The organism is Pantoea sp. Ae19-2 (genome assembly GCF_059801205.1).
In genome coordinates this window covers 2,806,207-2,819,391 of the sequence record NZ_JBCHWE010000001.1, presented here as the reverse complement: position 1 = coordinate 2,819,391, position 13,185 = coordinate 2,806,207, and the positions used below count along the sequence as shown (strand labels likewise).

At 55.4% G+C, this 13,185-nt stretch carries 11 protein-coding genes; 8 read left to right on the top strand and 3 right to left on the bottom strand.

Translation table 11 applies throughout. The features are described 5' to 3' along the window. Positions 1 to 19: 19 nt before the first annotated feature. The 4 genes from AAIE03_RS13120 (at position 20) to proY (ending at position 5,490) form a co-directional block, all read left to right on the top strand. A complete protein-coding gene (locus AAIE03_RS13120; RefSeq protein ID WP_024472069.1) occupies positions 20 to 940 on the top strand; it encodes a PstS family phosphate ABC transporter substrate-binding protein in 921 nt (306 codons plus the stop codon). A gap of 319 nt (positions 941 to 1,259) precedes the next feature. Further along, entirely contained in the window at positions 1,260 to 2,363 is a 1,104-nt protein-coding gene (locus AAIE03_RS13115) for a cobalamin-independent methionine synthase II family protein (RefSeq protein ID WP_013024847.1), read from the top strand. Between the two features lie 390 nt (positions 2,364 to 2,753). Then, the gene (brnQ, locus tag AAIE03_RS13110) at positions 2,754 to 4,073 is read left to right on the top strand and encodes a branched-chain amino acid transport system II carrier protein (RefSeq protein ID WP_014593055.1); all 1,320 of its coding nucleotides are present in this window, start codon (positions 2,754 to 2,756) and stop codon (positions 4,071 to 4,073) included. Between the two features lie 70 nt (positions 4,074 to 4,143). Continuing rightward, entirely contained in the window at positions 4,144 to 5,490 is a 1,347-nt protein-coding gene (gene proY, locus AAIE03_RS13105; RefSeq protein ID WP_013024849.1) for a proline-specific permease ProY, read from the top strand. Positions 5,491 to 5,729: 239 nt separating this feature from the next. Here proY and AAIE03_RS13100 read toward each other — a convergent pair whose 3' ends face one another. The 3 genes from AAIE03_RS13100 to AAIE03_RS13090 all read right to left on the bottom strand — a co-directional run bounded on the left by AAIE03_RS13100 (position 5,730) and on the right by AAIE03_RS13090 (position 8,612). Beyond that, on the bottom strand, positions 5,730 to 6,998 hold the full coding sequence (locus AAIE03_RS13100; protein ID WP_158151003.1) for a histidine-type phosphatase: 1,269 nt from the start codon (positions 6,996 to 6,998) through the stop codon (positions 5,730 to 5,732). Then, a complete protein-coding gene (locus AAIE03_RS13095; RefSeq protein ID WP_022622665.1) occupies positions 6,998 to 7,810 on the bottom strand; it encodes an inositol monophosphatase family protein in 813 nt (270 codons plus the stop codon). Before AAIE03_RS13095 ends, AAIE03_RS13100 begins: the two co-directional genes overlap by 1 nt. A 220-nt stretch (positions 7,811 to 8,030) precedes the next feature. Further along, entirely contained in the window at positions 8,031 to 8,612 is a 582-nt protein-coding gene (locus AAIE03_RS13090) for an ACP phosphodiesterase (protein WP_013024852.1), read from the bottom strand. 101 nt (positions 8,613 to 8,713) lie between these two features. Between AAIE03_RS13090 and queA the strand changes: the two genes are divergently transcribed. From queA to secD, 4 genes are read left to right on the top strand one after another with little or no spacing between them, the layout of a single operon-like run. Further along, complete coding sequence (gene queA / locus AAIE03_RS13085; RefSeq protein WP_014593059.1) at positions 8,714 to 9,784, top strand: tRNA preQ1(34) S-adenosylmethionine ribosyltransferase-isomerase QueA; 1,071 nt, start codon at positions 8,714 to 8,716, stop codon at positions 9,782 to 9,784. Positions 9,785 to 9,828: 44 nt separating this feature from the next. Next, positions 9,829 to 10,977: a tRNA guanosine(34) transglycosylase Tgt gene (gene tgt / locus AAIE03_RS13080; protein WP_013024854.1), complete on the top strand. Its 1,149-nt coding sequence runs from the start codon at positions 9,829 to 9,831 to the stop codon at positions 10,975 to 10,977. Further along, positions 10,977 to 11,309, top strand: a complete 333-nt coding sequence (gene yajC / locus AAIE03_RS13075; RefSeq protein ID WP_006117993.1) for a preprotein translocase subunit YajC — start codon at positions 10,977 to 10,979, stop codon at positions 11,307 to 11,309. Before tgt ends, yajC begins: the two co-directional genes overlap by 1 nt. 25 nt (positions 11,310 to 11,334) lie before the next feature. Continuing rightward, entirely contained in the window at positions 11,335 to 13,182 is a 1,848-nt protein-coding gene (secD, locus tag AAIE03_RS13070; protein ID WP_013024855.1) for a protein translocase subunit SecD, read from the top strand. Positions 13,183 to 13,185: the final 3 nt, after the last annotated feature.

The following is a 13,185-nucleotide window of genomic DNA, read 5'->3' as shown; positions in this document are numbered from 1 at the left end:
CTGCTGACGGACCGGAACGATGCGCCTTCTTTTTTTGCTGTTCTTTTCTCTCTTGCCTGCCTTGGTGCAGGCACAGCCTATGATGCTTTCAGGCAATCTCAGCAGCGCAGGCTCGGACACGCTCGGCTATCTGATGACCCTGTGGGGCGATGACTTTAGCCGTCAGTCACCCGGGGTAAATGTGCAGGTTCAGGCATCGGGCTCCTCAACGGCGCCAACCGCGCTGACAGCCGGATCCGTCCAGTTAGGGGCAATGAGCCGTCCCATGCAGGCGGATGAGCGCCAGGCGTTTGAGGCGCGATACGGATATCCTCCGTTGGCCGTGCCGGTAGCGATGGACGCGTTGGTGGTGGTGGTCAACCAGCGCAATCCGCTGACGTCCATCGATCCCCGCCAGCTTGATGCGTTGTTCTCCGTCACGCGTCTGTGTGGCGCAAACGAGGTGCCCGAACGCTGGGGCGATTTGGGTCTGCATCAGGCTGAGTGGCAGCAGCGATCTATCCAGCGCTATGGCCGCAACTCGGCCTCCGGCACATGGGGATTCTTCAAGCAGCAGGCGCTGTGTCAGGGCGATTTCCGCAACGACGTGGCGGAGTTTCCCGGCTCGGCGGCGGTGGTACAGGCGGTCGCCGGGGATCCGCGCAGCATCGGTTATGCCAGCTTCGGTTTTCACCTGAGTGGGGTAAAACTGCTGCCGGTTATCACAAAAAGGGGGGAAGCCGTTGCGCCTGATCCTGAATCCATCCGCAGCGGTCGCTATCCCTGGGCACGTCCGCTCTATCTGTACGTTAATAAAGTGCCAGGTAAGCCCTTGCCGCCGTTGTTAGCCGCCTTTCTGGAACAGGTTCTGTCTAGTGCAGGGCAGCAGCGCGTCATCGAGGCCGGCTATCTGCCGCTGTCTGAAACGCAAATGAACCTGGCGCGCGCCTCCCTCCAGTAAGTTTCCCCGCTCGCCCACAGGCGAAGGGGTTACCGCCTTCGCCCATGTTTTCCCGTTCCTGCCGCATGGCTGGCGGGGACCTGTGCCGCATCAGGGGCATAAATTCCCGCCGATTGCCTCGGTGCAAACCTCAAGGGGAGCACAGTCAGAATCCGGCCTCGCAACATGAAATTATTTCATCTCCAGTGAATATTATTCGTTTGCACATGAGCACATCGCGTGGGAATCTACATCCAGACGTTTAGCCATCTGGAAGGCTAAAATAACATTGTGTAACTATTCCCGCCCGAAATTATCTGGCCGGTGACCAGGAGTGATCATGCAAAGACAAACCGCCCCGTTTCGCGCCGACACCGTTGGCAGCTTTCTTCGTCCCGCCGCTATTAAGCATGCCCGCGAAAAATTTCATGCGGGTGAGATCGGCGCTGATGAACTGCGCGATATTGAAAACGACGCGATTCGGGACGTGGTCGCGAAGCAGCGTGAAAATGGCCTCAAGGTCGTGACCGATGGCGAATTTCGCCGTGGCTGGTGGCATTTTGACTTTTTCTACGGTCTGAAAGGTGTTGAGCATTTTGAAGCCGAGCAGGGCATTCAGTTCAACGGCGTGCAGACGAAAGCGCACGGCGTAAAAATCACCGGCAAACTGGGTTTTGACGGGCATCCGATGCTGGACCATTTTCGTTTCCTGCAGAGCGTAGCAGGCGATGCGGTAGCCAAAATGACGATTCCCAGCCCGAGCGTGCTGCATTTTCGCGGCGGCCGAAAAGTCATCGACGCTGACGTTTACCCCGATCTCGATGTGTACTTTGACGATCTGGCACAGACCTACAAAGAGGCGATCAAAGCCTTTTACGACGCGGGCTGTCGCTACTTACAGCTGGACGATACCGTCTGGGCCTACCTTTGTTCAGACGATCAAAAGCGTGAGATCCGCGAACGTGGCGACGATCCAGACCAGCTGGCCCGCACCTACGCGCGCGTCCTGAATAAGGCGTTAGAAGGGAAACCGGCCGACCTGACCGTGGGCCTGCATGTGTGCCGTGGCAATTTCCGCTCCACCTGGATTTCTGAAGGTGGCTACGAACCGGTGGCCGAGATCCTGTTTGGCTCCGTGAATGTGGATGCGTTTTTCCTTGAATACGACAATCATCGCTCTGGCGGATTCGAACCACTGCGGTTCATCAAGCCCGGCCATCAGCAGGCGGTGCTTGGCTTAATTACCACGAAGGTGGGTGAACTGGAAGATGCCGAACAGGTGAAAGCGCGCCTGCAGGAAGCGACCCAGTACATCAGCCTCGATCAGATTTGCCTCAGTCCGCAGTGTGGTTTTGCCTCGACGGAAGAGGGCAACAGCCTGAGCGAAGCAGAGCAGTGGCAGAAGATTCGACTGGTCGTGAACGTCGCGAATCAGGTCTGGTGATAGCGGAATGTGTGCAACGTGGCGCAATAAATGCGCCACTTGTGCATACAAACCCGCCTTTATGCTGATATTTACCATCGCTTGTTTATTTTTAAAGCACATCATCTGATGCCGTTGCAGAGAATATTGATGTGATCCTCTAATATTGATTTAAATTGCGAAATAACCCTCTGGTTTTCCGATCCCGTATTGCCTTTCTTCGCTATAAACGTTTTACTTACCGCCGTTGTCGATTTATCCCTCTGTGAACAGAAAAAAAGCAGCTTAAATCACCTGCGCTAAACCAGACGCTGCGCATAATGCGCTGTCATCATCTGGTCGGTCGTTGTATTAACGCAGCGAGGGGGCAACGCAAACTTATCTTTCATCGCAACATCAGTGACAGGCCGTATGACACATCGTTTAACCGTTAAAGACATTCTCGCGCTGGGCTTCATGACGTTTGCCCTGTTTGTTGGTGCGGGTAACATCATCTTTCCTCCCATGGTGGGTATTCAGTCAGGCGAACATGTCTGGGTGGCCGCTATTGGTTTTCTGCTTACCGCAGTCGGTCTGCCCGTTATCACCGTGATCGCGCTTGCGCGCGTCGGCGGCGGGATTGATGCCCTGAGCACGCCCATCGGCAAAGTTGCGGGTGTGGTTCTGGCCACGGTCTGCTATCTGGCGGTAGGGCCGCTTTTTGCCACGCCGCGTACCGCCACGGTCTCATTTGAGGTGGGCATTGCTCCGCTTACCGGCGATGGCGAACTGCCGCTGTTTATCTACAGCCTGATTTACTTTGTGCTGGTGATGGTGATTTCCCTCTATCCGGGGAAATTGCTGGATACGGTCGGCCATTTTCTGGCACCGCTAAAAATTGCAGCCCTGACGCTGCTGGGCGTCGCGGCTCTGCTGTGGCCGGCGGGAGGAACGATTCCTGCGACGGCGGACTATCAGCGCGCCGCATTTTCCAGTGGTTTTGTTAACGGCTATCTCACTATGGATACGCTGGGCGCAATGGTCTTCGGCATTGTCATCGTCAACGCAGCACGTTCGCGCGGGATTGATAATGCGGCGCTGTTAACCCGTTACACGGTTTTAGCCGGGGTTATCGCCGGCATTGGTTTGACCCTGGTTTACCTTAGTCTGTTTAAACTGGGTGCAGGCAGTGGTGCATTAGTGGATCAGAATGCCAACGGTGCGGCAATTCTCCATGCTTACGTTCAGCAGACCTTTGGTGACATGGGCAGCTTCTTCCTTGCCGCCCTGATTTTTATTGCCTGTATGGTGACCGCGGTAGGCCTGACCTGTGCCTGCGCAGAGTTTTTCGCACAGTATTTGCCCTTGTCTTACAAAACGCTGGTCTTTGTACTGGGCCTGTTCTCGATGGTGGTATCGAACCTGGGGCTGAGCCATCTGATTCAGATTTCGATTCCGGTGCTGACGGCTATTTATCCGCCTTGTATCGTGCTGGTCGTGCTGAGTTTTACGCTGAACTGGTGGAATAAAAGCAGCCGTATTATCGCGCCGACTATGCTGGTCAGCCTGCTCTTTGGTATCCTTGACGCCATCAAAACCACCGGGTTTACAGCAGCGTTACCCGCATTGAGTCAGCATCTGCCGTTAGCCGACCAGGGCCTTGCCTGGTTGCCGCCATCACTGGTGATGTTGCTGATTGTGGCGCTGGTCGATCGGTTAAAAGGGGCTGAACAGGTGTCGGTTCACTCGTAACGGCTAAGATTGATTCTTCTTTAACCACGGGCTTGCCCGTGGTTTTTTCATTTCACAGGTACAGGTTGTTATGCAAGAAACCAACAAGCTCAAACGCGGACTGAGCACGCGCCACATCCGTTTTATGGCGCTGGGATCGGCGATCGGCACCGGGCTGTTCTACGGCTCGGCGGACGCCATCAAAATGGCGGGCCCCAGCGTGCTGCTGGCCTATATTATTGGCGGTGCGGTGGCGTACATCATCATGCGCGCGCTGGGGGAGATGTCGGTCAATAACCCTCAGGCCAGCTCTTTTTCCCGCTATGCGCAGGATTATCTCGGGCCAATGGCGGGTTACATCACCGGCTGGACCTACTGCTTTGAAATTCTGATCGTGGCCATTGCCGATGTCACCGCGTTCGGGATCTATATGGGCGTCTGGTTTCCGGAGGTGCCACACTGGATCTGGGTGCTGAGCGTGGTGCTGATCATCGGCGCGGTCAATCTGATGAGCGTGAAGGTGTTTGGTGAGGTGGAGTTCTGGTTCTCTTTCTTTAAGGTCGCGACCATTATTGTGATGATTCTGGCCGGGTTTGGCATGATCGTCTGGGGGATTGGCAACGGCGGCCAACCGACCGGTATCCATAACCTGTGGACCAATGGCGGCTTTTTTGCCCACGGTATCGTTGGGATGTTGCTGTCGCTGCAGATGGTGATGTTTGCCTACGGCGGCATTGAAATCATCGGTATTACGGCGGGTGAGGCCAAAGATCCGGCAACCTCTATCCCACGCGCTATCAACTCGGTTCCGATGCGTATCCTGGTGTTTTACGTGGGCACGCTGTTTGTCATCATGTCCATTTACCCGTGGAATCAGGTCGGCACTAACGGCAGCCCGTTTGTTCTGACGTTCCAGCATCTGGGCATTGCCGCCGCCGCGTCCATCCTGAATTTTGTTGTGCTGACCGCCTCGCTGTCGGCGATAAACAGCGATGTCTTCGGCGTGGGGCGTATGCTGCACGGCATGGCTCAGCAGGGCCATGCACCCAAAATGTTTATGAAGGTCTCCAAACGCGGTATTCCCTGGGTGACGGTGGTGGTGATGATGTTCGCCATGTTGATTGCGGTATATCTCAACTACCTGATGCCAGAAAAAGTCTTTCTGGTCATCGCCTCGCTGGCGACCTTTGCCACCGTTTGGGTCTGGATCATGATTCTGCTGTCGCAGATGGCGTTTCGACGCAAGATCGGCAAAGCGGCCGCCCGGACGTTAACCTTTGCCTTGCCCGGCGGAAGCTGGACGGCAGGCGCAGGCGTGGCGTTTTTATGTTTCATCATTGGCCTGATCGGCTATTTCCCGGATACCCGCGTTTCGCTGTATGTCGGGATGGTATGGATCGTGGTGCTGTTGCTGGGCTATAAGCTGGTGCGCAAATAACCCACGTTTGCTGTCCCGGTCCCGATATGTGCGGGGTTGGGACAGCCAATAATGACCGGCAACACAAAATAAAATCGGCGAAATGACTCGCCGAAACGGGACAGGGCAAGTGAAACAAACAGAGGGATGATTGACAAAATCATGCTAATGCAAAATGCATCCCCGTTAAATAAGTTGCCGTAAAATAAGACAAATGCCAGCGCGCGCATCAGCGTAAACGCCCGGCCTGTCTGGGTTCATTAGCCCGAAGGCGGCAAGATCATGCTGACCGGAGCCATCGCGTCGTTATCCAGGTGTTTACCCAACTGCGTCAGGGCAGCCTGCAACGGGCACAGCGTCCCAACTGCGGTGATTTGACATCCGGGCTGCCGCCACTCCTGACGTAAAAGCGGATGGCTGTCGTTCACGGGTTGTAACTGACGCAGGCCGTCCAGACTTTGTGCCTGAAAATAGAGGCGCAGGAAGCGCTGATGCGTCTTACTGTCGCGCCAGCGTTCCAGTACCAGACTGCTGCCAGGGGGGATATTGCCCCGCGTATAACCAGGCAGTTGCCATTCAAATCCCATTAAGCGGCGCACCATCGCAATGTTGGTGTCATGTGCCACCAGAAGCAGCCAGCGCACGTCAGGGTCGTTACCTTTAATGGCCTCAAGCATCTGGGACAGCAGCAGGGAACCGTGACGTTGTGCCATGTAGAGCACGTCATTGCTGAGATCATAATTAGTGGTGAGCAGAGGAAGCAGAGCGGTGATCTGCCGGGCAGAGGTGATGTGTCCCCATGCCAGTTTCGCGAAAGGGAGGTTCTCGCTGTAGCCCAAACGCAACGTCTCGACCATGGCGGCCATGGCGCTAAGGCCCTCAACATAGACGCTTCCGCTTTTCGTCTGTTTCAACGCCCACGGACGATCGAAAAAGGGGCAATCGCTGCCGGGCCGGCATACCGACTGTTTAAGCAGCGTGATCGCGGGCTGAAGCTGCTGCTGACGCTGCGCTAAATCCCCGGCCGCGTCACGTTTTGCCTCTCGTTCACGTTGGGGATCGGTATGGGCAAAGGGCAGTTTCTCGGTTTGAAAGAGAGGATCGATGTCGCCGGCAACGGTATGAATCGCCACGCCACAGCCGGGAAACGCGCCATCCACCAACGCCTCGGCAGTCGCCCGCGTGCGCTGCAGCGGGCTGGCACGGACATAGATCGCCTTCGCGTCAGGGCAACCTGCGTTAAGTAAACCCAACTGGCGATAGTGCTCCCCTTCCCAGCGGGCCTTATTGACCACCGCGCTGTAGCCATGGCCCGTCAGTTCGCCGTCCGCCGTGCTCCAGACGTACCACGGCTGCTGGCTTGCCGCTTCAATCTCTGTGCGGTTACCCGGCGTCGGCGGACGTACCCCGTGTCGGCTCAGCTCCACGACTTTCTCAAGTTGGTACTCGGGGGCGGCGTACAGCGGCCCCGCCAGGAGCCAAAAAGTGCAGAGCATAAACCAATGTCGGGGCAGGTAGGCAGACATCATCAATCCTCAATTTCGTGCGTGGCGAGCAGCGCTTTAATTTGCGGATAGATTACCGCATTCGCCAGCAAAACAGGATTGCCCTTTTTCAGTCCGTCGTTGCGCATATAATCGTTAGTCACCCCACCGGCCTCGCGCATCAATACGATGCCCGGCAGGCCGTCCCACGGATGCATATGCGCTTCATAATAGCCAATCAAGCGACCTGCAGCGGCCCAGGCACTGGTTAACGCGCCGGAGCCGATGCGAATAAACATCCCGCCTTGCCTGAGCAGGGCATCGATGAGCTGCGTCACGTGCTCCCCGGGAATCCGACTGGAATTACTGATTCCCAGCAGGCCCTCATTAAGCTGTTGGGCTTTATGCACCTCAAGTCGGGTATCGTTGAGCCAGGCACCACTGCCTTTGCGGGCATGAAACAGTTCGTGATGATTGGGATCGCAAATCACGCCCACGACGGGCTCACCGTCGCAAACAATTGCCAGCGATACGCACCAGTTATGCAACCCGTTCACAAAACAGGCGGTGCCATCGATGGGATCGATCACCCATACAATACGGGCACCTTGAGTGTCACCGCCGCTCTCTTCTCCCAGAACGGCATCATCAGGATAGCGCTCCGAAATCAGTGACTTAATTAATTCTTCAACGTTGCGGTCAGCGTCACTGACCACATCCTGAAGGTCCCTCTTATGTTCCACCACCAGTTTTTGACGCTGTTGATACCATGACCAGGCGCGGCTTGCGGCCGCACGGGCGATTTCGCAGGCGTAATGATAGCGCGCGTCAATCTCAGAATGCGAAGCGGATGACATGTTTCCCTCTTATGATTTTTAAAACATATCGGATAAAGGAAGCGCCTGAACAGGCGGTCTGACAGTGAGAGCATCGTGAATCATAGTTAAGCAAGACTTATTAAGCCGCAGACCGGAACCAATGGCAATACGGCCGTGCTACTGACTGCGCGCTTTTTCAGCGTTACAGGTTTGTGGTGCGATGAAATGCGCTCACAAACCTGACGCCGTCAGGGGAAGGTTACAACTGTTGATTGGCTGCCAGCTGCATCAGACGCGGATAAAACTGAAAAAAGCAGGCCTCAAACGCGGAGTAATGCGCCGTAAAATCGTGATAAGAGTCGCGCAGGGCGGCCAGCCTGGGGCGACGGCTCGCCATGCCATTCAGTACCCGTTCGAGACGTTCCGGGTCGGCGTAATGTTCGAACCAGCGTTCACGCCACATTACGGCATTGAGCGCTTTAAATTCGTCGGGTGTGGCAGCCAGCTGCGGAACAATTTCGCTTTCGGCGTGGGCCGAAAATTGTTGTAGCGAGTGCGCCTGATGGAAGCGATCCCAGTGACGCGCCAGAAAATGGTCCCAAACGACATCCAGCGTAATGGGCGCAACGCGGTAGGTTTCTGCCCGAAAAAGCTGGCGTGCCTCACGCACTTCCGGCAGGGCATCGGTCATGACATCAAGCCGGCGATGCATCAGAATGCCGTCGGCCACCGGTTTGGGCCAGTGTTGATGCGGCGCACCGCGAACAAAATCCGCCATCAGATTGCCGAGGAGTGAGCTGTCTGCAAGATGGGCTAAGTGAAGATGAGCAAGAAAATTCATGCGCTATTATAAGCGCAACTCGCTTTGCGCAGCCAGTTGTTCAGAATTGTTCGATTTTCCGCTAAACTGTGCCGCCTGTTTTTCTGAGTAAGAAGTCTTTCATGCGTGTCGCCGATTTTGCTTTTGAATTGCCCGAATCCCTTATCGCCCATTACCCTCAGGCGCAGCGTAGCGGTTGTCGCTTGCTGTCGCTGGACGGCCCGAGCGGGGCGCTGGCCCATGGCGTTTTTACCGATGTACTGGACAAGCTTCAGCCTGGCGATCTGCTGGTGTTTAACAACACGCGCGTGATCCCGGCCCGGGTGTTCGGGCGTAAAGCAAGCGGCGGCAAAATTGAAATGCTGGTAGAGCGCATGCTTGATGACAAGCGCGTGCTGGCACACGTTCGGGCGTCCAAAGCGCCGAAGCCAGGCGCAGAATTGCTGCTGGGCGACGATGAGAGCGTGAAAGCCACGATGGTCGCGCGTCACGATGCGCTGTTCGAGATTGCATTCGAAGACGATCGTGCCGTGCTGGACATTCTCAACAGCGTAGGCCATATGCCGCTGCCGCCGTACATTGACCGCCCGGATGAAGAAGCGGATCGCGAGCTTTACCAGACGGTCTACAGCGCGCGCCCTGGCGCCGTGGCGGCCCCGACCGCCGGCCTGCACTTTGACGAACCCTTAATTCAGGCGCTAAAAGACAAAGGCGTTGAGATGGCTTTTGTCACCTTGCACGTTGGGGCAGGGACGTTCCAGCCGGTACGCGTAGAGACGATTGAAGAGCACCATATGCACGCCGAATATGCGGAAGTGCCGCAGGAGGTGGTGGATGCGGTGCTGGCCTGCAAAGCGCGCGGCAACAAGGTGGTGGCGGTAGGCACCACCTCGGTACGCTCGCTGGAAAGCGCAGCCAAAGCCAGTCAGGATGCGCTGATTGCGCCATTCTTTGATGACACCCAAATCTTTATCTATCCGGGCTATGAGTATCAGGTAATTGATGCGCTGATCACCAATTTCCACTTGCCCGAATCGACGTTGATCATGCTGGTCTCGGCCTTTGCCGGTTATCAGCACACGATGGCTGCTTATCGTGCGGCGGTGGCGGAAGAATACCGTTTCTTCAGCTACGGCGACGCGATGTTTATCAGCAAAAACCCCCAGGCGCCGCTGGAAAAAGTGGGCGCCTGATCTGTTTACTTTGAACATCGGACTGTTTCTCCGATGGAGGTCTTGTGAAATTTGAGCTTGATACCACAGACGGTCGCGCGCGTCGCGGTCGTCTGATTTTCGATCGTGGCGTGGTGGAAACCCCGGCCTTTATGCCCGTGGGCACCTATGGCACTGTGAAGGGCATGACGCCGGAAGAAGTGCAGGAAACCGGCGCGCAAATTATTTTGGGCAACACCTTCCACCTCTGGCTGCGTCCCGGCCAGGAAATCATGAAGCTGCACGGCGATTTGCATGATTTTATGCAGTGGAAAGGCCCTATTCTGACCGATTCCGGCGGCTTCCAGGTCTTCAGCCTGGGCGATATTCGTAAGATCACCGAAGCCGGCGTCCATTTCCGCAACCCGATCAACGGCGATTCTATCTTCCTCGATCCGGAAAAATCGATGGAGATCCAGTACGACCTGGGATCGGACATCGTGATGATCTTTGATGAGTGCACGCCGTACCCGGCGGACTGGGATTATGCCAAGCGCTCCATGGAGATGTCTCTGCGCTGGGCACAACGCAGTCGCGACCGTTTTGACAGCCTGGGTAACAAAAATGCGCTGTTTGGCATTATTCAGGGTTCGGTTTACGAAGATTTACGTGATGTCTCTGTGAAAGGTCTGGTAGAGATCGGCTTTGATGGGTACGCTGTGGGCGGCCTGGCGGTCGGTGAACCGAAAGAGGATATGCACCGTATTCTTGAGCATGTTTGCCCGCAGATCCCAGCGGATAAACCGCGTTACCTGATGGGCGTGGGTAAACCTGAGGATCTGGTTGAGGGCGTACGTCGCGGCGTGGATATGTTTGACTGCGTCATGCCAACGCGCAATGCGCGCAATGGCCACTTATTTGTGACCGATGGCGTGGTAAAAATTCGCAATGCCAAGCATAAAGATGATGTTTCGCCGCTGGATGCAGAGTGCGATTGTTACACCTGTCGCAATTACAGCCGCGCGTACTTGCATCATCTTGATCGCTGTAACGAAATACTGGGCGCGCGTCTCAACACGATTCATAACCTGCGCTACTACCAGCGTCTGATGGCGGGTTTACGCCAGGCTATCGAAGAGGGTAAATTAGAGCGCTTTGTTAGCGAGTTCTACCAACGGACGGGCAAAGCGGTTCCGCCTTTAACGTCTGATAATTCATCAATGAGGGAAATTTAATGAGCTTTTTCATTTCTGACGCTGTGGCTGCAGCAGGCGCACCGTCTCAGGGAAGTCCGTATTCTCTGGTGATCATGCTGGTCGTCTTCGGCCTGATCTTTTACTTCATGATCCTGCGCCCGCAGCAGAAGCGTGCAAAAGAGCATAAGAAGCTGATGGATTCTATCTCCAAAGGTGATGAAGTCCTGACGAATGGTGGCCTGGTGGGTCGCGTAACCAAAGTGGCAGAAACCGGCTACATTGCGATTGCGCTGAACGACACTACTGAAGTGGTTATTAAACGTGATTTCGTGGCTGCCGTCCTGCCGAAAGGTTCTATGAAGGCGCTGTAATTTTTACTTCCCTAAGGGAACTGCCGTGTTAAATCGTTATCCTTTGTGGAAGTACATAATGCTGGTCGTGGTGCTTGTCATTGGCCTGGTGTATGCACTTCCCAACCTTTATGGTGAGGATCCGGCTGTTCAGATCACTGGCGCGCGCGGAAGCGCCGCCAGTGAGCAAACGTTGGATCAAATTCAGAACGTATTAAAACAAGACAATATTCAAAGTAAGTCTGTTGCGCTGGAAAATGGCGCGATTACCGCGCGTTTTGCCAATACGGATGTGCAACTGCGTGCCCGCGAAGCGATCATGAAAGCGCTGGGCGAAAACTATGTGGTCGCGCTTAACCTTGCACCGGCCACGCCGCGCTGGCTGACGCTGCTGGCGGCACAGCCCATGAAGCTTGGCCTCGATCTGCGTGGTGGTGTGCACTTCCTGATGGAAGTGGATATGGACACTGCCCTGAGCAAACTGCAAGAGCAGAATGCTGACAGCCTGCGCAGCGACCTGCGCGAAAAGAATATCCCTTATACCAACGTCAACAAGATTGCTAACTACGGCGTGGAAATTCGTTTCCGTGACGCAGCCAGCCGCGATGCTGCGGTTAAGTGGCTATCCTCGCGTCATCAGGATCTCGTCATTAACAGCAGTGGCGATGATGCACTGCGCGCCACCATGACCGATGCCCGCCTCAGCGAAGCACGTGAATATGCGGTTCAGCAGAACATTACTATCCTGCGTAACCGTGTAAACCAACTGGGTGTTGCAGAACCGCTGGTACAGCGTCAGGGTTCTGACCGCATCGTGGTTGAACTGCCAGGTATTCAGGACACCGCGCGCGCCAAAGAAATTTTAGGTGCGACGGCGACGCTGGAATTCCGTCTGGTTAACACCAGCGTGGATCCTACCGCCGCCGCCAGCGGCCGTGTACCGGGTGATTCTGAAGTGAAAGACATGCGTGATGGACGCCCTGTGGTGCTCTATAAACGCGTGATCCTGACCGGTGACCACATTACCGATTCCACATCCAGCATGGATGAGTACAACCAGCCTCAGGTGAACATTTCACTGGACGGCGCGGGCGGTAATATCATGTCTAACTTCACCAAGGACAACATCGGTAAGCCGATGGCGACCCTGTTTGTGGAGTACAAAGACAGCGGCAAGAAAGATGCTAACGGTCGTGCCATTCTGGTGAAACAGGAAGAGGTGATCAACGTCGCCAATATCCAGTCTCGCCTGGGTAACAGCTTCCGCATCACCGGTATCAGTAACCCGAACGAAGCACGTCAGCTGTCGCTGCTGCTGCGTGCCGGTGCGCTGATTGCGCCTATCCAGATTGTGGAAGAGCGGACTATTGGTCCAACGATGGGGCAGCAGAACATTACTCAGGGTCTGGAAGCCTGCCTGTGGGGCCTGGTCGCCTCTATCCTGTTTATGGTGCTGTACTACAAAAAGGTGGGCCTGATTGCCACCAGCGCACTGCTGGCAAACCTGGTACTGATTGTCGGTATCATGTCACTGCTGCCGGGCGCCACGCTGACGATGCCTGGCATTGCCGGTATCGTGCTGACGCTGGCGGTGGCGGTCGATGCCAACGTATTGATCAACGAGCGTATTAAAGAAGAACTGCGTAACGGGCGTAGCGTGCAGCAGGCAATTCATGAGGGCTACAAAGGCGCCTTCTCCAGTATTGTCGATGCTAACGTCACCACCCTGATCAAAGTGGTGATTCTGTATGCGATCGGTACGGGTTCCATTAAGGGCTTTGCGATTACAACGGCTATTGGTATTGCGACCTCAATGTTCACATCGATTGTCGGTACCCGCGCCATCATTAACCTGATGTACGGTGGCAAGCGCATCAAAAAGCTGTCTATCTGAGGA

Bases quoted from the DNA above. Each gene is read 5' to 3' on its own strand.
- yajC (WP_006117993.1), top strand. From the start codon at position 10,977: ATGAGCTTTTTCATTTCTGACGCTGTGGCTGCAGCAGGCGCACCGTCT.
- AAIE03_RS13100 (WP_158151003.1), bottom strand. From the start codon at position 6,998: ATGATGTCTGCCTACCTGCCCCGACATTGGTTTATGCTCTGCACTTTT.
- AAIE03_RS13095 (WP_022622665.1), bottom strand. From the start codon at position 7,810: ATGTCATCCGCTTCGCATTCTGAGATTGACGCGCGCTATCATTACGCC.
- AAIE03_RS13120 (WP_024472069.1), top strand. From the start codon at position 20: ATGCGCCTTCTTTTTTTGCTGTTCTTTTCTCTCTTGCCTGCCTTGGTG.
- brnQ (WP_014593055.1), top strand. From the start codon at position 2,754: ATGACACATCGTTTAACCGTTAAAGACATTCTCGCGCTGGGCTTCATG.
- AAIE03_RS13115 (WP_013024847.1), top strand. From the start codon at position 1,260: ATGCAAAGACAAACCGCCCCGTTTCGCGCCGACACCGTTGGCAGCTTT.
- proY (WP_013024849.1), top strand. From the start codon at position 4,144: ATGCAAGAAACCAACAAGCTCAAACGCGGACTGAGCACGCGCCACATC.
- queA (WP_014593059.1), top strand. From the start codon at position 8,714: ATGCGTGTCGCCGATTTTGCTTTTGAATTGCCCGAATCCCTTATCGCC.
- AAIE03_RS13090 (WP_013024852.1), bottom strand. From the start codon at position 8,612: ATGAATTTTCTTGCTCATCTTCACTTAGCCCATCTTGCAGACAGCTCA.